Source organism: Corynebacterium sp. HMSC074A01 (assembly GCF_001831515.1).
GTDB lineage: Bacteria > Actinomycetota > Actinomycetes > Mycobacteriales > Mycobacteriaceae > Corynebacterium.
Map to the genome: position 1 here is coordinate 58,520 of NZ_KV825628.1, position 22,074 is coordinate 80,593.

Sequence of the window (22,074 nt, forward strand, 5' to 3'; positions counted from 1 at the left end):
TAGCGAGTCATTGCAGCGCCTCTGTCACCTCCTTAGGCTTGGGGCCATGGTTGAATCACATGTTGCTCCTGCCCGCTTCGAGGTGTGGGCCCCCCGCGCGCACCAGGTTCGCGTCCACCTCGAAGGCACAGACTTCGCGCTTGCAACCGACAGTGCGCGCGAGGGCTGGTGGGTGCTCGACGACATCGCGCCGCAGCCCGGCACGCGTTATTCTTTCTCGCTGTATAACGGCACGCAGTGGTCGCATCCCATGCCGGATCCCCGCACCCGCGCGCAGCCCGACGGCGTGCACGGGCCTTCCGAGGTGGTCAGCACCGAGTTCTCCTGGACCGACAGCGCATGGGCGGGCATCGAGACCAAAGACCTGCGCATCTACGAGCTGCACGTGGGCACCTTCAGCCCGGAGGGCACCTTCGCGGGCGTGATAAGCAAGCTGGATCACCTGTCTGAGCTTGGGATTAACGCCATTGAGCTGATGCCTGTGCAGCCTTTCCCCGGCACGCGCAATTGGGGCTACGACGGCGTCGACTGGTTCGCCGTCCACGAGGCCTACGGTGGGCGCGAGGGGCTGAAAAAGCTTATCGACGCCGCGCATTCCCGCGGCATCGCCATCCTCCTCGACGTGGTGTACAACCACTTCGGCCCGGAGGGCAATTACAACAACGCCTTCGGCCCCTACCTCGCGGGCGGGCGCACCGGCTGGGGCGAGGTGATTAATCTTTCCGGCCCGGGCTCCGACGAAGTGCGCGCCTACGTGCTCGATGCGGTGCGCCAGTGGTTGGATGAGTTCCACGTTGACGGGCTGCGCCTGGACGCGGTGCAGACGTACGACGACCGCCGCGCGTTTTCCATCATGGAGGAGATCACCCGCCTCGCTGACGAGATTGCCGCCGAGACGGGCATTCCGCGCACTGTCATCGCTGAATCCGACCAGAACGACCCGCGCCTGATCAGCGACGTCGATCGCGGCGGCTACGGTTTGTCCGGGCAGTGGCTCGACGACGTCCACCACGGCATCCACACCCTGGTTACCGGCGAGAATCAGGGCTACTACGTGGACTATGGCACGATGGATATCCTCGCCGACACGCTGCGCCACGGTTACCGCTTCCGCGATTCCTACTCGCGGTACCGGGGCCGCACCCACGGCCGCGAGCTGGACCTAGCCCACGCCGCGCCCTGGAAGCTGGTCACCTACACCACCACCCACGACCAGACCGGCAACCGGGCGGCCGGGGATCGTCCGAGCCAGAACCTTACGCCTGCGCAACTGGTGCTCAAGGCCGCGGTGGTCTTCCACTCCCCGTTTACCCCGATGCTGTTTATGGGCGAGGAGTTCGCCGCGCAGACGCCCTTCCCCTTCTTTGTCTCGCATACCGATGAGGGCCTGCTCGAGGGCACTCGCCTGGGCCGTCTCGAGGAGTTCTCGCGACAAGGCTGGGACGCGACAGATGTCCCCGACCCCGCGAGCCCTGACACCTACGAGCAGGCGAAACTCGACTGGGAGTTCTCGGAGCAGCAGCAAGACGTCCTTGACGCCTACCAACGCCTACTGCAGCTGCGCAGCGAGCACAGCTGCAACCGCGAGGACCTGCGCAACTTACGCGTCGAACACGGTGAACGGTGGCTGACCATGGCCAACGACAGTGATGACGCCGTCGTCCTCGCCGCGAACTTCAGCGACGATCCGGCCACCGTGCCCGTCGGCGGCACGCTTGTGTACTCCTTCACCTCTCCTGAGGTCGGCGCGGACGAGACCGTGCTCGATCCGTGGGGTTTTGCCTATATCAAGCGCTAGCCCGCGACGATGAACTCGTACTCCGGGGTGCCGGGCTTGAGCTGGCGGCACTCGATGACCGAGTCCGCCATGCGCTCCAGCAGCGGCTCGAGATCGCTGGCGCGGGTCAGCTCAATGCCGACGAGCGCCGCCCCGGTCTCGCGGTTGTTCTTCTTCAAGTACTCGAACAACACGATGTCGTCGTCCTCGCCCAGGATGTCGGTGAGGAAGGTGCGCAGCTGGCCCGGTTCCTGCGGGAAGTTGACCAAGAAGTAGTGCTTCAGACCGCGGTGGACGAGTGAGCGTTCCATGACCTCGGCGTAGCGCAGTACATCATTGTTGCCGCCGGAGATCACGCACACCACAGTGCTACCCGGCTGGATCTTCATGCCAGCCAGACCAGCAACCGAGAGGGCACCGGCCGGCTCGGCGATGATCCCCTCGTTCTGGTACAGCGCGAGCATCTCCGTGCACACCGCGCCCTCGTCGGCGCGCAGCAGGTGGGTGCGCCCCTGGTTGTGCTCAATGACCTCGAAGGGGAATTCGCCGATGCGCTTGACCGCCGCGCCGTCGACGAAGGGGTCAATATCAGTCAGGGTGACCGGGCTGCCATGCTCGAGGGCGGCGTGCAGCGAGGCCGCGCCGCTCGGCTCCACGCCAACGACCGCAGTGCGCGGGGACATATCGGCAACGTAGGAGACGATGCCGCCGAGCAGGCCGCCGCCGCCGACGGGCACCATGATGGTGTCCAGCTCGCGGCCGAGGCCGGTCAGCTGCGCGAGGATCTCGGCGGCGACGGTGCCCTGGCCGATCACGGTGTCGCGCGCGTCAAAGGGCTCGATCATGGTCGCGCCGCGCTCCGCCGCGTCCGCGCGGGCGGCCTCCGCTGCCTCGTCGAAGGTGTTGCCGGTGACAACGAGTTCTACGAAGTCCCCGCCGTGGACCAGGATGCGGTCGCGCTTCTGCTTCGGCGTGGGCTTCGGCACGAAAATCTTGCCCTGGATGCCCATCGCCCGGCAGGCATAGGCCACGCCTTGTGCATGGTTGCCTGCCGACGCCGCCACCACGCCCGCAGCACGCTGTGTGTCGCTGAGACGCGAGATGTTGTAGTACGCGCCCCGGATCTTGTAGGAGCGCACGTCCTGCAGGTCCTCGCGCTTGAGGTAGATATCAGCCTCGTACTGCTGCGACAGGCGCGGGCAGTACTGCAGCGGGGTGGGCTCAATCACCGAGGAAATCTTTGCCTGAGCTGCCTGAATATCTGCCGCGTGGACCGGCTGGTAGTTGCTCGTGGATGGCTGTGTGTGCTCGGTGCCTGCATTCATGGTGGATAAGTCTATCCCTTCGCAGGCAGTGGTGTGTCGCGACCTCGGATTCCACTTGAACGTGCGGTGGTTCACCGAGAGTTCACCCCAGATTTTCCTGGCAACTACCTGGCGAAAATACGCTGGCTCCAAGCTTCAATTACGCAGAAAGGTGCCCCATGTCCACGCTTCCCCGTTCCTCCCGCCGCGCGCTGACGCTTCCTGCCGTCGCAGCGCTCGCGGCCGGTCTCGTCGCTGTCGCACCGGCCGATGCCGCAGTCGTCGCCCAGCCTGTCTACGACCAGGCCGCGGATTCCAGCGTCGCGGTCAAGACCCTGGGGTCCTACGGCACGGGCGTGTTCGATGAGTCGGCGGCGGAGATTGTGGCCTACCACGCGGCGTCGAAAAGGCTGCTCACGGTAAACGCGAACTCTGGCAAGATCGACGTGCTGGACGTGTCCAACCCTGCTGCGCCGACCAAGGTCGGCGAAGTCGACGGCGGCAAGGACACCACCATCAACTCCGTCGCCGTGCGCGCCGACGGCCTTGCCGTAGCCACCGTCGAGCCCAACGCGGATAAGACGGCTCCGGGCGAGGTGATTTTCTTCGACGCCGGTGCGGAAACACTCGGCGAGGTGCTCGGGCGCGTGGGCGTCGGCCCCCTGCCGGACATGGTCACCATTACCCCGGAGGGCGACTACGCCCTGGTGGCTAATGAGGGCGAGCCCGCCGAAGACTACTCGGTCGACCCAGAGGGCACGGTGTCGGTGATCAGCCTGCCGAAGGACCTCGCCGCGCCTGCGGCAGACGCCGTGCGCACCGCCGATTTCCGCGCGTTCGAGGGCACGTTGGCGAACAAGGGCGTGCACATCTTCGGGCAGGTGGGGGCGTCGACAAGCGAGGCGCAAAACCTCGAGCCGGAGTACATCGCGGTCGACAGGGGCAAGGCGTACGTCACGCTGCAGGAAAACAATGCGGTCGCCGTCGTCGACATCGCTTCTGCCAAGGTGGAGGACGTCTGGCCGCTGGGCTACATCGATCGCCGCGAGGTGCCTTTCGACGCCTCCGATAAGGACGGCAAGATCAACATCACCAACTGGCCGGTCAAGTCGATCCTGCAGCCAGATTCCATCGCTGCCTACAACGTCGACGGGAAAACCTACCTGGTGCTGGCCAACGAAGGCGACGCCCGCGACTGGGACGGCTACTCCGAGGAGGCACGTCTGAAGAAGTTCGGCTCCAAGGGCATCGCCCCGATCTGCGAGGACTACGCGGGCCTTTCCGCCGACGAGCTGGACACACTCCAGTCCGACGAGCAGCTGGGTCGGCTGAACATGACCACCGCCTTCGGCCTCAACGAGGAAAAGGGCTGCTACGACGACCTGTACGCCTTCGGTGGCCGCAGCTTTTCCATCTTCACCGCCGACGGCACGCGCGTATTCGACTCCGGGGCCGACTTCGAGGAGATCACCGCTCGCGTCCTGCCGGACAACTTCAACTCCAACCACACTGAGACTTCCTTTGAGACCCGCTCGGACGATAAAGGCCCGGAGCCGGAAGGCGTCACTGTCGGCGAGGTCAACGGCCGCACCTACGCGTTTGTCGGCTTCGAGCGGCTCGGCGGCGTGATCGTCTACGACATCACCGACCCAAAGGATGCGAAGTACCAGGCCTACATCAACAACCGCGACTTCTCCATCAACATGGAGGAGCTCGAAGAAGAGGCGCTTGCCGACGGGCTGTCGGAGGTCGGCGACCTCGGGGCCGAAGGCCTCATGTTTATCCCCGCCGCGGACTCACCCAATGGCGAGGCGTTGTTGGCAGTGGGCAACGAGGTTTCCGGCACCACGACCCTGTTTTCGGTCACCTCCCTGCTGGAGAAGCCAGTCAACCCGGGTGCGGACCAGAGTGAGGGCAAGGACGGCTCCTCGACCGCGGGCAAGGTCGCAGCAGCCATCGCCGGCGTGCTCGGCGTCATCGCTGCGGTTGTTGCCGCGGGCGTGTCGATGGGGTGGCTGCACAACCCTATCGACCAGATCCTCAGCCAGCTGCCACAGTTGCCAGGCCTTCCCCGCTAATGGGGTGTACGGGTGCCCACATAGTTTTGCAGTAAAAGCCAGTTGAGCTGCGACGGGTGTGGGCATCCCGCCTGGTAGCGCCACTGCACTATCCAAATCGTTATAAACCTGCTACTTTTTCTAACGACCTTGCTGTAATCGTCCAGTCGATTCACGGCTAAGCACAGAGATTCCCACGAGGAGCACACAACTATGAAGCGTATTTCTACCGCCGTTGTCGCCGCCGCGACCGCACTGGCCATGACCGCAACCCCGGCATTCGCTGCCGAGGAGAACCAGAACGACCAGAACGTCACTGGCACTGACCAGGGCACCGAGAACACGGGAGAGTCTGAGACCCCGGAGAACCAGGGCGAGGGCTCCGAGGAGGGCGAAGGCTCCGAGGACCAGGAGAAGCCTGAGACCCCGGAGAACCCCGAGAAGCCGGGCGATACTGGCAACCAGGGCGGCAACACCAACAAGACGCAGGGCTCCGCTGGTTCCTCCAACGGCCACGTCGTGGGCATCACCTCTGGCCTGGCTGGCGCTACCGTGACCCTCGCGCTGATCATCGGCTCCAACCCGACCGGTCTGAACAAGATCATCGACTACCTCAACGCAAACTTCCAGCTGGGTCTGCCGCACCTGCACGTGCCGAAGGTACAGCTGCCGAACATCCCGAACTTCTTCTAAGTTCGTTGTAGTGTCTTAGACGGCACTGTCGGCGGGGCGCTGTTTGGTGCGCCCCGCCTTTTCTTTTCTCATTCTCCGGAAGGACTCAAGACGTGAAGGCTACTTACCCCGTTGCGGCCGCGACTGTCGCAGCACTTGCCGTCGCTGGGCTCAGCCCCGTCTCGGCGCAGGACAAACCGCAGACTTCTCCTACCCCAGCCGCCACAGCGACTGCGACGCCGAGTGCGACTGCAACGCCGACGACCACCACGCCGACGTCGTCAGCCACGCCCGAGGGCCCGACCCCGGTCACCGTGACCGTCACCGCCCCCGCCGTGACCGCCACCACGACGCCGTTCCGTGCAACGGGTCCGAGCTCCGAGTGGATCAACAAGGGTGCGCTGGATGAGCGAGGCCAGGAGATCTTCACCTACATCTCCTTCGCCCTCAGCATGATCGGTGGCTTGCTGCAGGCTGCGGCCTTCGTGGCGGCCGCCTCCCCCAATATGCAGGCGCAGTTGAAGGCGATGCTTGCGCGCGTCGGCATCAAGTAGCCGCTTGCCTCACGAAAAACGCACCGCCCGTGGTACTGCAGCAAAGCAGTGCCACGGGCGGTGTGCGTTCTGTACCGCTGTCCTAACCCAAAATGCCCATGCCCATGGTGGCCTTGAGGTCACCCATCAGGTTGGCGGAGCGCTCCACGCGCAGGTGATCGCCAAGCACCATCATCTGCGTGTGGTCCCCGTTGACCAGGTTCAAGTACACGTCCGAGTCGCCGGGGTTGTTCTGCAGCACGCCTTTTAGACGCGCGATGTTTTCGATGGTGCACTGGTCGGTGCGCAGCGTCAGGCGCAGGGGCAGACCTGTGCCCTGCCCGGGCCCGAGCTCGGGGACTTTCACGTCGTCGCCGAACAGGCTCATGCGCTCGTCGCGAATGGTCACGCGGGCCTTGACCAGGATGATGTTGTCCTCCACGATCTGCGGGGCGACGAGTGAGTACACCTTGTTAAACAGCAGGACTTCCACCTGCGCGCCGTGGTGGTCCTCAATAGTCACGATGGCCCAGGGCGAGCCGTCCTTCTTGGAGAAGCGACGGTCCACGCTGGAGATCAGCCCGCCGAGGGTGACCTCGGTGCCGTGGCGCAGCTCGCCGGAGAGCACAGTGGTCAGCTCCGTGTCGGTCTGCTGCGCGATCGCCTCCTCGAAGCCGTCCAGGGGGTGGCCGGAAACGTACAGGCCAAGCATTTCACGCTCCAGAGCGAGCTTGTGCTTCTTGTCCCACTCGTCGTCCGGGATGTCCATGGAAAAGACGGCCGTGGCGCTTTCCTGGCCGTCCTCGCCGCCGCCGAGGCCAGCAAAGAGGTCAAATTGGCCCTTGTCCGCAGCCTTCTTCGTGGTGAGTACGGAATCGACCATGTCTTCCTGGACAAGCATGAGCCCCTTGCGAGCGTGACCGAGCGAGTCGAAGGCCCCGGCTTTGATCAACGACTCGGTGATGCGCTTGTTGCACGGCAGCAGATCGATCTTGTCCAGGTAGTCGGAGAAGCTGGTGAAGTCACCCTTCGTGCGGCGGGTTTCCTTGATGGACTCCACCACTTCGGCGCCCACGTTGCGCACCGCGGCAAGGCCGTAGCGGATGTCTTTGCCCACAGCCATGAAGTTCTCTTCCGACTCGTTAATATCCGGCTGCAGCACGGAAATACCAAGGTGGCGGCAGTCGGACAGGTAAATGGCGGACTTGTCCTTCTTGTCGCCCACCGACGTCAGCAGCGCGGCCATGTACTCGGCGGTGTAGTTCGCCTTCATGTAGGCCGTCCAGTACGAGACCAGCGCGTAGCCGGCGGCGTGCGACTTGTTAAACGCGTAGGAAGCAAACGGCTCGATCGTGCCCCACAGCGCGTCCATTGCGCTCTTGGAGTAGCCGTTTTCCTGCATGCCGCCCCAGAATTTGTCGTACTGCTGCGCGAGCACCTCTGGTTTCTTCTTACCCATCGCCTTACGGAAGCCGTCTGCTTCGCCAGCGGTGTAGTTCGCCACCTTCTGGGAGATACGCATGATCTGCTCCTGGTAGACGATCAGGCCGTAGGTCTCGTCCAGGATTTCCTTGAGCGGCTCGTCCAGCTCGGGGTGAATCGGCGTGATGGGTTTACGCCCATTCTTGCGGTCGGCGTAATCCCAGTGGGCGTTCACACCCATCGGGCCCGGGCGGTAGAGCGCGAGCGACGCGACAATATCCTTAAACCCAGTCGGCTTCATGCGCTTGAGCAGTTCCTGCATGCCGCCGGAGTCCAGCTGGAACACGCCGAGCGTGTCACCGCGGGAGAGCAGCTCGTAGACCGCCGGGTCGTCGGTATCCAGGCCCTCCAGGTCGAGGGTCTCGCCGCGGTTCTTCTGCACGTTCTCTAGGGCGTCGCCCAGCACGGTGAGGTTGCGCAGGCCCAGGAAGTCCATCTTCAGCAGGCCGATGGCCTCACAGGCCGGGTAATCCCAGCCGGTGATGATCGCGCCGTCGGCGGGTCGCTTCCACATCGGAATGTGGTCCATCAGCGGCACCGAGGCCATAATCACCGCACAGGCGTGCACGCCCGCCTGGCGCACCACGCCTTCCAGCCCGCGGGCGGTCTCGTAGATCTTGGCCACGTCCGGGTCGGTCTCGATCAGCGAGCGCACCTCGGCCGCCTCGGCGTAACGCTCGTGCTCGGGATCGGTGATACCGGCCAGCGGGATGTCCTTGGCCATGATCGCCGGCGGCAGCGCCGCGTTGATGCGGTCGGCCATCTGGAAGCCGGGCTGGCCGAAGTTCACCTTCGCCGAGTCCTTAATCGCCTGCTTCGTCTTCACCGTACCGAAAGTGATCACCTGGGCGATCTTGTCCTCGCCCCAGCGCTCCGCGGCGTAGGTGATCATTTCGCCGCGGCGGCGATCGTCAAAGTCGATATCGATATCCGGCGCGGACGGGCGCTCCGGGTTGAGGAATCGCTCGAAGAGCAGGCCGTGCTCCATCGGGTCGATGTTGGTAATGGTCAGTGCGTAGGCCACCAGCGCGCCAGCGGCGGAGCCACGGCCGGGCCCAACACGGATGCCGATCTCGCGGGCGTGCTTGATCAGCTCGGCGACGATGAGGAAGTAGGACGGGTAGCCCTTCATGTCGATGACGTCGATCTCGTATTTCGCGCGGTCGAGGTACTCCTGCGGGACTTCCTTGCCCCCGAAGCGGTCCTCCAGACCGCGCTGGACCTCCTTACGCAGCCAGCTGGTCGGGGTCTCCCCTTCCGGCACGTCGGCGATCGGCATGCGGTCGTGTGGGTGTTCCTCCCACAGCTCGCCGTAGTCGCCGACACGCTCGGCGATCCAGAGCGTGTTGTCGCAGCCGTCCGGCACCGTGGAGTCCCACAGCTCGCGCATCTGCTCGGCGGTCTTGATGTAGTACCCGGTGCCGTCGAACTTAAAGCGGTCCGGGTCCATGAGGGTCTTGCCGGTTTGCACACACAGCATGGCCTCGTGCGAGGGTGCCTGGGACTCCAGCACGTAGTGGCAGTCATTGGTCACCAGCGGCGGCAGGTCGAGTTCCTTGCCGATGCGCAGCAAGTCGTCTCGCACGCGCCGCTCGATGTGCAGGCCGTGGTCCATCAACTCCAAAAAGTAGTTGTCCCGGCCGTAGATGTCCTGCCACATCGCGGCGGCCTCGAGCGCCTCGTTGTACTGGCCGAGACGCAGGCGGGTCTGCACATCACCCGACGGGCAGCCGGTGGTCGCGATGATGCCGTCAGCATGCTCGGCAATCAGCTCAGCGTCCATACGCGGCCACTTACCAAGCTGCCCCTCGTAGGAAGCGAGCGAGGACAGGCGGAACAGGTTGCGCAGCCCCGTCGCGTTCTCCGCGAGCATGGTCTGGTGCAGATACGCGCCCGAGGCGGAGACATCGTCGCGCTTCTGGTCCGGGGTGCCCCACAGCTGGCGCTTCTTGTTTAAGCGCGAGCCGGGCGCCATGTAGGCCTCGATGCCAATAATCGGCTTGATCCCCGCGTCCACCATGCGGCGATAGAAGGCGTTGGAGCCGAACATGTTGCCGTGGTCCGTCATGCCTACGGCGGGCATGCCCTGGCGGGACACCTCCTCTGCGAGCAGATCCACCTTTGCCATGCCGTCCAGCATGGAAAACTCGGTGTGGTTATGCAGGTGGACGAAGGAGGATTTTTTGGCCATGCGGCCATCATATCCCGCCGCGCAAACCGGCAAAACTACTCGTAGCGAAGCGCCTCGATGGGCTGCATCTTCGCCGCCTTCGACGCCGGGTATGCGCCGAAGAACACGCCCGTGGCCAAGGAAAACAGCAGGGAGAAGAGCACCGCGCCTAAGGGCGGCCACACAAAGGCGTCGAAGGCTGCGGTAGCGATCATGCCGATCGCCCCGCCCAAAATCACGCCGATGACACCGCCGACAAGGCAGACCAGCATCGCTTCGACGATGAACTGGGTCCGGATGTCGCCGTGGGTAGCGCCAAGCGCCTTGCGCACGCCGATCTCACGGGTGCGCTCGGTCACCGTGATGAGCATGATGTTCATCACGCCGATACCGCCGACCAGCAGCGAGATCCCGCCGATGGCGGAGAGCACCGTGGACATGATCCGGAAGACACTGGTCAGCTCCTGCAGGGAGGACGACAGGTCGATGACCTCGGCCTCGAAGTCCTCATTGCCCTTGTAGAGCCGGTCGAGGTAGGACTGCAGGTCCGCCTGGAAGATTTCGGCTTCCTCGTCAGACGCGGAGCGCACGGAGAAGGAGGTAAACCAGTCGCCGTTGAGCCCCACGCGGTCGGCTGCGGTCACCGGGATGTAAATGTCCGAGTAGGACTCCATCCCGCCAAACATGCCGCCGCCGGAGTCGTTCTCGGCGTCGCCGTTCATCACGCCGATGATGGTGAACACGGCCGGGCTGCCATCCTGGATCACGTCGATGCGCTGGCCGAGTGCGGAGATGGCGTCGCCGTCAAACATGGCGTCGACAAGCTCGGGGCTCACCACCGCCACGGGGCGCTGGCCGGACATGTCTTTGTCCGAAATACCGCGCCCGAACTCGATCTCGCCGCCGCGCATGTCGAAGGATTCGGGCAGCACCGGGTAGATCGTCGTGCTGACCATCTCGCCGCCGTTGTCGATTTCGCCCATGCTGGACAGCTCGATATCCACGCCGGTCACGCGCTCGCCGAACGACGCTTTTAAATCGTCGAGGTCCTGCAACGTCACCGCGTCTTGCTCGTTGGAAGGCGGTGCCATAGACAGTGCGGCAAACGGGTCCTCGGAGCCCTCGCCTTCTTCGGCGCGCTCGTGAATGGTCACCGGGTGGGTTGTCGTGCCCACGCCCTGCAGGCCGGACATCACCTGGTTTTCCAGCCCGCGACCGAGCGTCATGATGATCACCACGGCCATGATGCCGATGATGATGCCCAGAAGGGTCAAAAGCGAGCGCAGCTTGTTCTTGTTCAGGCTGGAGGTGGCCAGCCTGATGGATTCTGTGAGATTCACGTCCTACTCCTCGCCTCGCAGCCCGGAGGGTACCCGCACGTTGTCGATGCGCCCATCGAGCATCTCCACGATGCGTCCAGTTTCCTCGGCCAGCTCCGGGTTGTGGGTAATAAACACCACGGATTTGCCTAGCTCGTCGTGCAGTTTGTGGAATAAGTCCATCACCAAGCGGCCGGTTTTGGAATCGAGGGCGCCGGTCGGCTCGTCGGCAAGCAACAGGTCCGGATCATTGGCCAGGCTGCGCGCGATCGCCACGCGCTGCTTCTGACCACCCGAGAGCTCGTTCGGGTTGTGGTGGAGGCGATCCCCCATCCCCATCATCTCGAGCAGCTCGGCGGCGCGCTCCTCACGCTCGTGCCGTTCCACGCCCGCGTACATCATGGGCATGGCCACGTTTTGCAGCGCGTCGATGCGACCGATCAGGTTGAAGTTTTGAAAGATAAACCCGATGTTCTGGCTACGATAGGCGGCCAGCTCCTTATCCTCCTTGGCGTAGACCGGCTCGCCGTTGAAGGCGTAGCCACCCTTAGTGGGCCGGTCCAGCATGCCGATGAGGTTCATCAGCGTCGACTTACCGCAGCCCGAAGGCCCGACGATGGAGACGAACTCGCCGTGCTCGGCGTAAAAATCAATGCCGTGCAGCACGGTCAGCTCGCTCGGCTCGCCCTCGTTGTAGGTCTTGACGATGCCGCGCATGTCGATGAGCAGCCCAGAGTCAGCCATCGAAGGCTGCTTGTCGACGCCCACCTGCTCACCCCCAGTGACCACCCCAGCTGGGGCGTCAGTCACCGGAAGTACCTCGGTATCGGAAGTGTCGACAGGTTCAGCGGGTTCTGCTGGTGTGTCGTCGCCCTCATCCCCGAAGAAGAACGGGTCCGTCTCCGGATTGCCGTCGTACTCTTCCTCGGCGGGTTTGGCGTGCCTGGACTTTTTGGAAAACTTTGAGAACTTCTTCGAAAACGGAGTGCTCAATGGCTCACTCCCCTACTTGTCCTCGCCGCCGTCGGCGGCTTCGGCGTTGTCGTCCTTCTTGGAGTCTTTCTTGTCGCCCTGCTTGTCGTTCTTGTTCTCCTCGGTGGTCTTGCCCTCTTTCGCCTCACGGACCTGCTCCGGGTCGAAGCGCGGGTCCGAGATGCTCACCTTTTCCCCGATCTGTTCGGAGTACTCGTCGGGCCAGTTGATGACGATGTCGCCAGCCTTGAGCTCGCCGCCGGTAATCGCGATGTCGACGTCGTTGCTGGCGCCGGTTTCCACCTTGCGCTCTTCCACCACGCCGGAGGATGCGTCATCACCATCGGTGGCCATGACCAGGACCTTCTTGTCACCCTCTTCGCCGTAGACGGCGTCAAGCGGGACGTTGAGCGCATCCGCGGACTCCTGGGTGATGATCTCCGCGCGCACCGTGCCGCCGAGCAGGAGGCCCTTGGTGTCGCCGGTGACCTCGATCTCAACCGGGAAGGTCACGCTGCCGGACTCGCTATCGGATCCGCCCCCGCCTGCTGACATTCCGCCCGGCATTCCGGCCGGTGCGGCGCTGGACTGGTCGGCGGCGGGCGCGATGCGCTTAACACGCCCCTTGAACTTCTTATCGCCCGTTGCCGTGGAGGTAAATTCCACGCGGTTGCCCTGCTTGATGTTGGGCACGTCCGCTTCGCGGACTTCGGACTTAATGAGCAAGCTCGAGTCGTCGGCGAGGCTGAGCAGCTTGCCCTGCGGGATGTCGCCCTCCTCCACATCGACGGAGGTAACTACGCCGGCGAGCGGCGAGTACAGGGTCGCCTCCTGCAGCTGGTACTCCAGGGTGCCGTCGGACTCGGAGATGCCGGCGCTTTCCGCCTGCCTACGTGCCGAATCTACCTGGCCCTGGAGCTGCTGGCGCTCCTGCTGCGCCTGCGATTGTGCAGCCGCGAGTGCCGCCTTGGCATCCTGGAGGGCGGCGTAGGCCTCGTCCACGCTCATCGGTGCCCCGCCACCTTCCGCGCCAGCGATCTGAGCGATCTCGTCGGGCGACATGCCGGCCGCAGCACCACCCGGCGCGGGCGCGGCTCCCGGTGCAGCGGGTGCGCCACCCGGTGCGGCCGGTGCGGCTGGTGCCGCCGGTGCCTTGGGGCCCTGGCCTCCACCGCTGGACGTGCCGTTGGAGCTGTTGCCTGGCAGGTGGGAGGAGAGGTTGCCGGCCATCTGGCTGAAGACATCGGCCACGCGGGTGGCGGAGCGGCCGCCCTGGGCGGCAAGCGCAGCGTCGTAAGCCGCCTGCGCCTGGTTGACCTGGGCCTGTGCCTGCCGGATCGTCTGGTTCGACCCGTTTGCAACCGACTGGTCGTGTGCGTTGAGCTGCGACTGCGCCTGCTCGAGTGCCTGGGCGGCTTCGGCTTGCGCGTTGGCCTGCTGGCGCTCCTGGGCGGCGAGCTGTCGGTCCAGCTGTTCGGTGTTCATCGAGGCGAGGAACTGATCCTTTTGCACCCGATCGCCCGGCTGCACGGCGATCTTTTCCACCTCGGACTGCACCGAAGTGGTGATGTTCATGGCCCGAATCGGGGCGATGTGCCCGTTGACGATCACGCTGTCCGAGACGTCCTCGGCAGCGGCGATGGTGTAGTCACCCGGCTGAAGGCCCGAGCCGTCCGCCTCGTCTGACCCGCCAAAGCCACACGCGGACGCGAACAGCGCCACGCTAGTCAGCGCGGCGACGGTGCGCAGCTTCAGCGAGCGGCGACGGGTGGTGGCGTGCGGGGTGGTTGTTCCGAATTCGGACACCAAACATTCTCCTCACAAACGAGCGCGCCACGAAGAAGGCCCAAATTACGAAGGGCGACGGGCGCGAAGGGCGTGCAACTTCCGAAAACTATACACGCCGACCCCGCCAGATGGCAGTGCTGGACGAGCGTTTACGCTCTCGGTGTGGAAACCGCGATTGCGCCCCACACCGCATCGGCGGGCAGCGCCTCGACTGCGGCGATGTCCGGCCCGGCCGCGATGGCTTTGAGCGTGGCCGCGTCCGCGGTAATGATCGCGCCGACTACGCGCGCGTCGGCAGGCTCCGCGTGGGCGCGGAGCACCGCGCGCTGCAGTTCGCGCTCGCACACCTGGGCACGGTTGGCACCGGCGGCAGGTTCCGGAGTGTCCTTGTGCGGCAGCCCTTGAGGCACGATCGCGTTGACCCGGGGCGCGGCCTCGTAGGCAGCCGCGGCTAGGTCACAGGAAAGCGGTGTGGTGAAACTCACGAGGGCCAGGTGGTCCAGGCCGTCTTCGCCCAGCGCTTCGAGGGAGGCGGCGGCACGCGCTGCGTAATGCTCGGCTGGTTCGTTGTTGAAAGGCCCGAGCGTGTCACCCTGCACCACCGGCGGGACGGGCGGGTGCAGCGCGCCGACGGCGAAGATGCCTGCACCAAGGACGGCCGCGGCCACCAGCGCCCCGATCCCCTCCTTCGCGCGCACCTTAGGGCGCTCGCAACATATCGAGGGCGTGCTGCAGGTCCTCCGGGTAGCCGGATTCCACCACCATGTACTCGCCGGTGCGGGGGTGGGTAAAGCCGAGCGCCTTGGCGTGCAGCCACTGGCGGATCAGGCCGAGGCGCTTGGCCAGGTTCGGGTCGGAGCCGTACATGGGATCGCCCACGCACGGGTGTCCGGTGGCGGCCATGTGGACGCGGATCTGGTGGGTGCGGCCGGTCTCCAAGTGGATCTCGAGCAGGCTGGCCTGACGGAAGGCCTCGAGCACCTTGTAATGGGTCACGCTCGCGCGGCCGTCGTCAGTCACGGCGAACTTCCACCCGGCGGAGGGGTGGCGGCCAATGGGTGCGTCGATGGTGCCCACGATCGGATCCGGCAGGCCCTGGACCACGGCGTGGTAGGTCTTGTCCACAGTGCGCTCCTTGAACGCACGCTTGAGCACCGAGTAGCCCTGCATACTCGCGGCGACGACCATCACCCCGGAGGTGCCCACGTCCAGGCGCTGCACGATGCCCTTGCGCTCGGGCGGGCCGGCGTCCGGCAGCGTAAAACCCATGGCCTGCAGGCCGCCGAGCACGGTCGGGCCCTCCCAGCCAAGCGTGGGGTGCGCGGCGACGCCCACCGGCTTGTCCACGGCGATGACGTCGGCGTCGTGGTAGAGCACGTGCATCCCCTCGACCATCTCCGCGACTGGCTCCGGGGCGCGCTTCGGCTCGGGCAAGGTTGCCTCGATGATCACGCCGGGGGTGACGCGGTCGGACTTTTGGGGCAACGTGGCGTCGATAAGCACCTGCTCTGCGGCGATCATCTCGACAGCGACGCTGCGCGAAATCCCGAAGAGCTTGGCGAGCGCGGCATCGACGCGCATGCCCGCCAGGCCTTCGGGGACGGGGAGGCGGCGGAAATCACCCGGCATCCGACTCCTCCTTCAGAAAGAGGGCGAGCGCGAAGATCGCCACGCCGACGGTGATGGAGGCATCGGCCAGGTTGAACACCGCGAAATTGCCCACCGAGATGTAATCCACCACGTGCCCGAACCAGAAGCCCGGGTCGCGCGCAAGCCGGTCGATGAGGTTGCCGAGCGCGCCACCGGCGATCATGGCCAAACCGATGGCCTCGACGCGGTTGCTCAGGCGCGGGGCGGCGATGAGCGAACCCACGACGAAGACGAGCTGGATCGTGGTAAACAGCCAGGTCGAGTTCTGGCCCATGGAAAAGGCCGCACCCGGGTTAAACAGCAGGTAGAAGCGGAACCAATCCCCGATTACGGCGACCGGTTCGCCCGGGGTGAGCCAGCCCAGCATCAGCTGCTTGACCGCCTGGTCAATCGCGGCGATGGCGAGCATCATGCCCGCTACGAGCGGCAGGTACCGCGGCCTTTTGCCCGCGGGCTGCGCCGAGCTCCCTTCACTTGCTTGGCTAGTTGTGTGTTGCATCGCCTGTTTACTGTAGTCGGTTGGCAACAAAGCGGGTATCGCCTCAATCGCTGCGGGTGCCGTGCGGTAGGTTCGAAGTGTGTTTTCTCTGCTCGATCGCCCTGCTCACCCCGCCCTCCTGCTGAGCGCTAGCCTGCTCGTTTTCCCACTGGCCGCCTGCGGCAGCGAGGAATTCGACCCGCTGGAGACCATCCCCGCCTTCGCGCTCGACAGCCCGGCCGTGGAGGTCGTCGAGGCGGGTGAGCGCCCGCAGCTTTTGCAATTCAAGGACGCGGCTGTTGAAAAGGCCGAACCGTGGGAGACCACCGTGGAAGTCGCAACTGGGGTCGAGCAGGACGTGGTGCCGGCCGAGCAGGCCGACGAGCTGGGCCAGGCCCCCGCCGGCGGCGACGTGGACACGGTCACGCTGCCGCTCACGGTCACCGCGGAGCCCGCGGACGAGCCCGGCGAGGGCGAGTCGCCAGCCGCGCGCGCAGTCGAGCTGGCCGTGGGCACTGCTACCCACTCGGACTTGAGCCGCAACGAGGAGCTCGCCAGCGCCAAGGACTTCCTCATGCGCTGGCGCGCCGCCGAGAGCGGGGCGATCTCCACGCTCAAGCTCTTAGCCCCCGGCGATTCGACGGAAGCGGGACGCGAAGCCGTGGAGCGCTCGCTGCTCCTGCTCGCCTCCACCAACGTGGTCCTGCCCAAAGACCCGGTGGGCGTCGGCGGGTCTTGGACGGTGCGCAACCGCATCACTGGTGCGTCGAACATGCTGCGGACCAGCACGTATACGGTCACCGCGATCGACGGCGACCGGGTTGAGCTTGACGTGAGCGTCGAGGAGCGCCCGACCCAGCAGTCGCTGTCGATCGATAACGAGGTGGCAGGCGAGCTCGACGGTTCTTCACTGGATGTGGAAACCACCTCCACAACCGCGCAGGGCAGTATTACGCTGGACCTCACACGCCCGCTGCCGGTGGCCGGCCAGGTCGCCGCCACGACGCGCCTCGTCTACTCGGGTACCGAGGGCGCAGGCGGATTCAAGGTCGTCCAGGACGTCACCGAGGCGCTGACCTACGGCGCGGACGCTTAAGTTACACGGAGGTTTCCCATGGTTGCACCGCTGCACATCGGCCTTGACGGCATCTCATTTTCCTACCCCGGCGGCAAGCGCGTGCTCACCGACATCTCGTTCGCCGTCCCCTCCGGCTCGGTCACGGGGCTCATCGGCGAGAACGGCGCGGGCAAATCCACCCTGCTGTCCGTCATCTCCCGCGAGCTTGTCCCCGACACCGGCGAGCTGATCACCCCGCCGGTCACCGGCTTCATCGCGCAGGAGACCTCCCTGCCTTTCACCGAGCCCGCCAGCATGCTTATCGACGCCGCCGTGGCCGAACTCCGCAACGTCGAAGCCGACATCACCCGCCTCGGCGAGGCCATGGCGACCGCGGAAGGCGCGGACAACGCCGCGCTCGCCGCCGACTTCGACCTCGCGCTCGCCCGCGCGGAGCAGTCCGGCGTGTGGGAGCTGGATGCGCGCATCGCCACCGTGCTCGCCGGCCTGGGCCTGGCCAACGTGCCGCTTTCCACCCCGCTCGGCGAGATGAGTGGTGGGCAGCGCCGCCGCTTCGCCCTGGCCACGCTCCTTCTGCGCCCCGTCGACGCGATGGTGCTCGACGAGCCGACCAACCACTTGGACGACGAGGCCGTCGACTTCCTCGTCGGCGAGCTCGAGGCGTTCAAGGGCCCGGTGCTAGTGGCCTCGCACAACCGCTACTTCTTGGACACCGTCTGCGACGGCATCGTGGACCTCGACCTCGGCCTGGGCGCCGAGGGCGGCTTCGGCGAGGAAACCCGCCAGGGCGCGCGCTTTTCCGGCGCGTTCTCGGACTACCTTGCAGCCCGCGAGGACCGTCGCCGCCGCTGGGAGAGCGACTACGCCGCCCAGGAGCACGAGCGCGTGCGCCTGGAAAAGGCCGCCGAACAGGACGAAGAGGACATCTTCCACTCCCACGAGAACAAGACCGAGACGCGCAAGGCCGCGAAGTTCTACGCCGATAAAGCGGCGAAAACGGTGGGTAACCGCCGCCGCTCTGCCCGGCTGCGCCTCGAGGCGCTCGAACGCGAGGCGATTCCCGCCCCGCCCGCGCGCCTGGCGTTTCGTGGCGTGCCGGAGCACACGGTGACGTCGATTGGCGTGCCCGCGATCGTGACCAAAGGCCTAGCGGTACCAGAGCGGCTCGCCCCGCTGGATCTCAAGGTGCAGCCGGGCGAGCAGCTGCTCATCGAGGGCCCGAACGGCTCCGGCAAGTCGACCCTGCTGAAGATTCTCGACGGCACACTCACCGACTATGAAGGCGAATGCCTCATCCCCGAGGAATACACGGTCGCCCGCTTAGAGCAGGACGACAACTGGCAAGACCTCAGCGTCACCGCTGCGGAAGCCTTCGCCGCGCGCACCGGCGAGACCGGCCCCACCCTGGTGGAGATGGGACTGATGACGCAGGCGCAGTCGGAGAAGAAACTCGAGGACCTCTCGCTCGGCCAGCGCCGCCGCGTCTCGCTCGGCATTATCTTGTCGTCGCCGCCGGACCTTTTGCTTCTCGACGAGCCCACCAACCACCTCTCACTCGCACTCGCCGAAGAACTCGAGCACGCGCTGCTCGACTTCGCCGGCACCGTCGTGATCACCAGCCACGACAGGTGGGTGCGCCGCCAGTGGCGCGAGCGCATCCGCCAAAAAGACGGACGCGCCAGGATCCTCACCCTGTCCACGATGTGGACCGGGGAGGTCTGGCGCGACGAGACGGACTAGCGCTTGGTTTTTACAGCGCCGGAGCCTCCTGGTACTCGCCCTCCGGGGCCGGCGCCTCCGCAGGCGCTTCCGCCGGCGCTTCTTCGCCTGCCGGGGCCGGTGCCTTACACATCTGCGGCAGCTGCTCCGGCGGCAGAGTGTTGCTGACCAGGGTGCAAGCCCACTCCTGAGACAGCTTCCACTGGCCGTCCTCGAAGACGAACTCCACGTCCTCCGCCTGCTGGGAGGACTGCTGCTCCGGCTGGGTGAAGTTCACCGTAGCCAGCACGGTGTTCGGCCCATAGCCGGGCAGAATCGGGTCCACGACCTGGAAGTTCGCGCCGGACTCCTGCTGGGACTGCGCCATGACGTCGAAAAGCTCGGGCACTGTCTCCCCGCCCTGCACCGTGTTAGTGCGCTCCCCGATCGGCAGGTTGGAATCGGTGGCGCGCGCGAGCACCGCGTTGAGCTCGTCTGCGGTGGGCAGCTCCGCGACCGGTGCGGCCTGCTGCGCCGAAGTCTGCTCGCTCGAGCTGGCAGGATCGTTGTTGGCGGCATCATCGTTGGAGCAGGCGGCCAACCCCAGGCTCAGGCCTACGGCGGCAACGGCGGCGACGAGTTTGTGTGCGTTCACTGGTTCTCCTTGCAGCAGCTCATGCGCCATACCTTCTGGTATGGGCTCTTCTTGCACCCAAGCGTACCGCCCGCGTAGCCCCACACCAACTACACCATCTGGCACGCTAATAGCTATGGATCCCAAAGAACCTTGTGTCCTCGTGATCGCCACCGGCGGCACGATCGCCTCCACTACCGACGCCAGCGGTGCCCGCGTGCCCACGCTCGACTGTGCTGCACTTGTCGCCCGCGCCGACGTGAGCGCGCCCGTGCGCACGCACGATGCGGTCAGCCTCGACTCCTCCGCCATGACGCTCGCCGACGTCGATATGCTGCGCGAGCTCGTGCGCGCCTCGCTTGCAGACGCCTCCGTCACCGGCATCGTGATCACCCACGGCACCGACTCCATGGCCGATACCGCGCTCGCCCTAGACCTCGTCCACGACGACTCCCGCCCCGTCGTGCTTACCGGCGCACAGCGCCCCGCCGACGCCGCCGCCTCCGACGGGCCAGCCAACCTGCGCGGCGCGATCGCCGCAGCCGCGTCCCCGCAGCAGCGCGACCGCGGCGTACTTGTACACTTCGGCGGCGACACCCTGCCTGCCCGCGGCCTGTACAAGGCCGACACAGAGGAACTGCGCGCCTTCGCCTCGACCGCCCCGCACCCGCTGCCCCGCCCCGCTGCTGTCGACGGCGCGCCATTGGCGGGTTTGCGCATCCCCGTCCTTGCCGCCTGGCCCGGCGCGGACGCGGAAGTTGCCGACGCGCTGGTTGCGCAGCACCCCGACGGCATCGTGGTGGCGGGCCTTGGCTCCGGCAACGTTTCCACAGCGATGGGACAGGCGCTCGCCCGCGCGCTCGAGCTCGGCATCGAGGTGGTTATGTCGACTGCTGTCGCGCACGGCCCGGTCTCGCTGGCCTACGGCGGCGCCGGAGGCGGGGCCACGCTGGCAGACCTCGGCGCGCGCTCCGCAGGTTTCCTACGCCCGGGGCAGGCACGCATGGCGCTGGCTACTGCGCTCGCCTCTGGTGCGGCCCCGGCGCGACTTTTGGGTTCCTAGTCTCCGCGCCCGTCGAGCCAGTCGCCCCAATCCAGCGAGTCGAGCGGATCCGCGGGTACGAGGTCCGGGTCATCCTCGCGCAGGCTCTTGATCCGGCCGGGCCCGGTCGCGCGCGTTTCAAAACGCACCGTCACCCAGCCCTTGCCCGCGCCCTGGACCCAGCCGTGGCCGAACTCCGGGTGGTAGACGTCCTGGGTGGCCTGCCACTTGCCTTTTACCGGCCCCTGCTCGGTCGCGACCTCGATCTCGGTGTCTGCGTCGTGGTCGCTCACGCCTGTCTCGTAGTCCGTGTTCGCAGGCGCCGGCTTCACAATCGCCTGGTCGAGCTCCGGGAACAGCACATCCTGCAGGCTGTCTTCCAGCCCGGAGTAAGACACGCCCACGAGCCGGACGGGGCCGACCTCGTCCGGGTAGCGCACCAGCTTGAAGGCGGTGGCGAGTAGCGTGTCGGCGTCGTCGGTGGCGTAAGGCAAGGTCGCCGAGCGCGACTCAATGCGAAAATCCGCCATGCGGAGCTTCACCGTCACCGTGCGCGAGCCGCGCCCGGCACGGGTCAGCCGCCGGTGCGAGTCGGCGGCCGCCCGTTTCAACGCGGCGTCTACCTCCGGCTCGGTGGTGAGGTCTTGCGGATACGTGTGCTCGGAGGAGATCTGCTTGGCCTCCGCGCGCGGGGCAACAGGCCGCTCGTCGATCCCGCGGGCCAGTTCCCACAGCTGCCTGCCCACGACTCCCCCAAGCGAGATGTCAACTTCCTTCTCGCTGAGCGCGGCGAAGTCCCCGATCGTGGTGATCCCGGCTGCGGCGAGCTTCGCCTCGGTCACCGGGCCCACACCCCACAGCTCGTTGACGGGCAGCGGGTGCAAAATGTCGAGCTGCTCCGCGTGCGGGATGACAAACACACCGTCGGGTTTCGCCAGGCCGGAGCCGATCTTGGCGTACTGCTTGCCGCTACCCGCGCCAATTGAGCTGGGCAGTCCGGTCTCTTCCTTGATCGCCGCGCGCAGCTCGTTGGCCCACTCGCGGACCTTTTCCGGGCTCGCGCCGACGAGGTCGACGGGCTCCATGAACGCCTCGTCGATGGAGAGCTGCTCCACCACATCCACGTGGCGGGCGATGACCTCGAAGACGCGGTGCGAGGCCGCCTTGTACACGGCGCGGCGCGGGGCGACGAGCACCGCCTGCGGCCCCACCAGGCGCGCGGCGCGGTGGGTGGGCATGGCGGAGCGCGCCCCGAATTTGCGGGCCTCGTAGCTCGCGCCGGCGACGACACCGCGCCCGCTGACGCCGGCAACCAGCACCGGGCGGCCCTTGAGCGTGGGCCGGGTGAGCTGCTCGCAGGACGCGTAGAAGGCGTCCATGTCGATGTGCAGCACCCAGCGTGTCATGTGCTCAAGGTACC

General features: G+C 65.9%; 17 protein-coding genes. 7 read left to right on the forward strand and 10 right to left on the reverse strand.

Annotated elements, in window-relative coordinates:
• The first annotated feature begins 46 nt into the window (after positions 1-46).
• Positions 47-1,798 (forward strand): malto-oligosyltrehalose trehalohydrolase, encoded by a 1,752-nt coding sequence (gene treZ / locus HMPREF2550_RS09015; RefSeq protein WP_070763524.1) that lies wholly within the window; start codon positions 47-49, stop codon positions 1,796-1,798.
• Here treZ and ilvA read toward each other — a convergent pair.
• A complete protein-coding gene (gene ilvA / locus HMPREF2550_RS09020) occupies positions 1,795-3,102 on the reverse strand; it encodes a threonine ammonia-lyase IlvA (protein ID WP_070763522.1) in 1,308 nt (435 codons plus the stop codon). The genes treZ and ilvA overlap by 4 nt on opposite strands.
• A 158-nt stretch (positions 3,103-3,260) precedes the next feature.
• Between ilvA and HMPREF2550_RS09025 the strand changes: the two genes are divergently transcribed.
• From HMPREF2550_RS09025 to HMPREF2550_RS09035, 3 genes are all read left to right on the forward strand, one after another.
• Positions 3,261-5,159 carry a choice-of-anchor I family protein gene (locus HMPREF2550_RS09025; protein ID WP_210400224.1) on the forward strand — a complete coding sequence of 633 codons (1,899 nt, stop codon included), beginning with the start codon at positions 3,261-3,263 and terminating at the stop codon, positions 5,157-5,159.
• A gap of 192 nt (positions 5,160-5,351) precedes the next feature.
• Positions 5,352-5,831: a hypothetical protein gene (locus tag HMPREF2550_RS09030; protein ID WP_070763520.1), complete on the forward strand. Its 480-nt coding sequence runs from the start codon at positions 5,352-5,354 to the stop codon at positions 5,829-5,831.
• A 92-nt stretch (positions 5,832-5,923) separates the two neighbouring features.
• The gene (locus HMPREF2550_RS09035) at positions 5,924-6,364 is read left to right on the forward strand and encodes a hypothetical protein (RefSeq protein ID WP_070763518.1); all 441 of its coding nucleotides are present in this window, start codon (positions 5,924-5,926) and stop codon (positions 6,362-6,364) included.
• Positions 6,365-6,446: 82 nt separating this feature from the next.
• Here the strand turns inward: HMPREF2550_RS09035 and dnaE are convergent, their stop codons facing one another.
• The 7 genes from dnaE to lspA all read right to left on the reverse strand — a co-directional run bounded on the left by dnaE (position 6,447) and on the right by lspA (position 16,223).
• Complete coding sequence (dnaE, locus tag HMPREF2550_RS09040) at positions 6,447-10,016, reverse strand: DNA polymerase III subunit alpha (protein WP_070790757.1); 3,570 nt, start codon at positions 10,014-10,016, stop codon at positions 6,447-6,449.
• 35 nt (positions 10,017-10,051) lie between these two features.
• Positions 10,052-11,335: an ABC transporter permease gene (locus HMPREF2550_RS09045; protein ID WP_070763514.1), complete on the reverse strand. Its 1,284-nt coding sequence runs from the start codon at positions 11,333-11,335 to the stop codon at positions 10,052-10,054.
• Between the two features lie 3 nt (positions 11,336-11,338).
• Complete coding sequence (locus HMPREF2550_RS09050; protein WP_038594517.1) at positions 11,339-12,058, reverse strand: ABC transporter ATP-binding protein; 720 nt, start codon at positions 12,056-12,058, stop codon at positions 11,339-11,341.
• A gap of 261 nt (positions 12,059-12,319) precedes the next feature.
• A complete protein-coding gene (locus HMPREF2550_RS09055) occupies positions 12,320-14,092 on the reverse strand; it encodes an efflux RND transporter periplasmic adaptor subunit (protein ID WP_070790758.1) in 1,773 nt (590 codons plus the stop codon).
• A gap of 131 nt (positions 14,093-14,223) precedes the next feature.
• Positions 14,224-14,772: a hypothetical protein gene (locus HMPREF2550_RS09060; protein WP_070790759.1), complete on the reverse strand. Its 549-nt coding sequence runs from the start codon at positions 14,770-14,772 to the stop codon at positions 14,224-14,226.
• A gap of 1 nt (position 14,773) precedes the next feature.
• A complete protein-coding gene (locus HMPREF2550_RS09065) occupies positions 14,774-15,703 on the reverse strand; it encodes an RluA family pseudouridine synthase (protein ID WP_070790760.1) in 930 nt (309 codons plus the stop codon).
• Positions 15,693-16,223: a signal peptidase II gene (gene lspA, locus HMPREF2550_RS09070; RefSeq protein ID WP_083319872.1), complete on the reverse strand. Its 531-nt coding sequence runs from the start codon at positions 16,221-16,223 to the stop codon at positions 15,693-15,695. The genes HMPREF2550_RS09065 and lspA overlap by 11 nt, the downstream gene beginning before the upstream one ends.
• Before the next feature lie 79 nt (positions 16,224-16,302).
• On the opposite strand from lspA, the gene HMPREF2550_RS09075 reads away from it, so the two are divergent.
• Together HMPREF2550_RS09075 and HMPREF2550_RS09080 are read left to right on the forward strand one after the other, a co-directional pair.
• Positions 16,303-17,298, forward strand: coding sequence for a DUF6263 family protein (locus HMPREF2550_RS09075; protein ID WP_083319873.1), 996 nt, complete (start codon positions 16,303-16,305; stop codon positions 17,296-17,298).
• A gap of 18 nt (positions 17,299-17,316) precedes the next feature.
• A complete protein-coding gene (locus HMPREF2550_RS09080) occupies positions 17,317-19,020 on the forward strand; it encodes an ABC-F family ATP-binding cassette domain-containing protein (protein ID WP_070790762.1) in 1,704 nt (567 codons plus the stop codon).
• Positions 19,021-19,030: 10 nt separating this feature from the next.
• Here HMPREF2550_RS09080 and HMPREF2550_RS09085 read toward each other — a convergent pair whose 3' ends face one another.
• A complete protein-coding gene (locus HMPREF2550_RS09085) occupies positions 19,031-19,633 on the reverse strand; it encodes a WKL family lipoprotein (protein WP_141760580.1) in 603 nt (200 codons plus the stop codon).
• Between the two features lie 115 nt (positions 19,634-19,748).
• On the opposite strand from HMPREF2550_RS09085, the gene HMPREF2550_RS09090 reads away from it, so the two are divergent.
• Positions 19,749-20,675, forward strand: coding sequence for an asparaginase (locus tag HMPREF2550_RS09090; protein ID WP_070790764.1), 927 nt, complete (start codon positions 19,749-19,751; stop codon positions 20,673-20,675).
• Here the strand turns inward: HMPREF2550_RS09090 and HMPREF2550_RS09095 are convergent.
• Entirely contained in the window at positions 20,672-22,060 is a 1,389-nt protein-coding gene (locus tag HMPREF2550_RS09095) for a DNA polymerase IV (RefSeq protein ID WP_070790765.1), read from the reverse strand. The two genes, HMPREF2550_RS09090 and HMPREF2550_RS09095, sit on opposite strands and share 4 nt — an antisense overlap.
• Positions 22,061-22,074 lie beyond the last annotated feature (14 nt).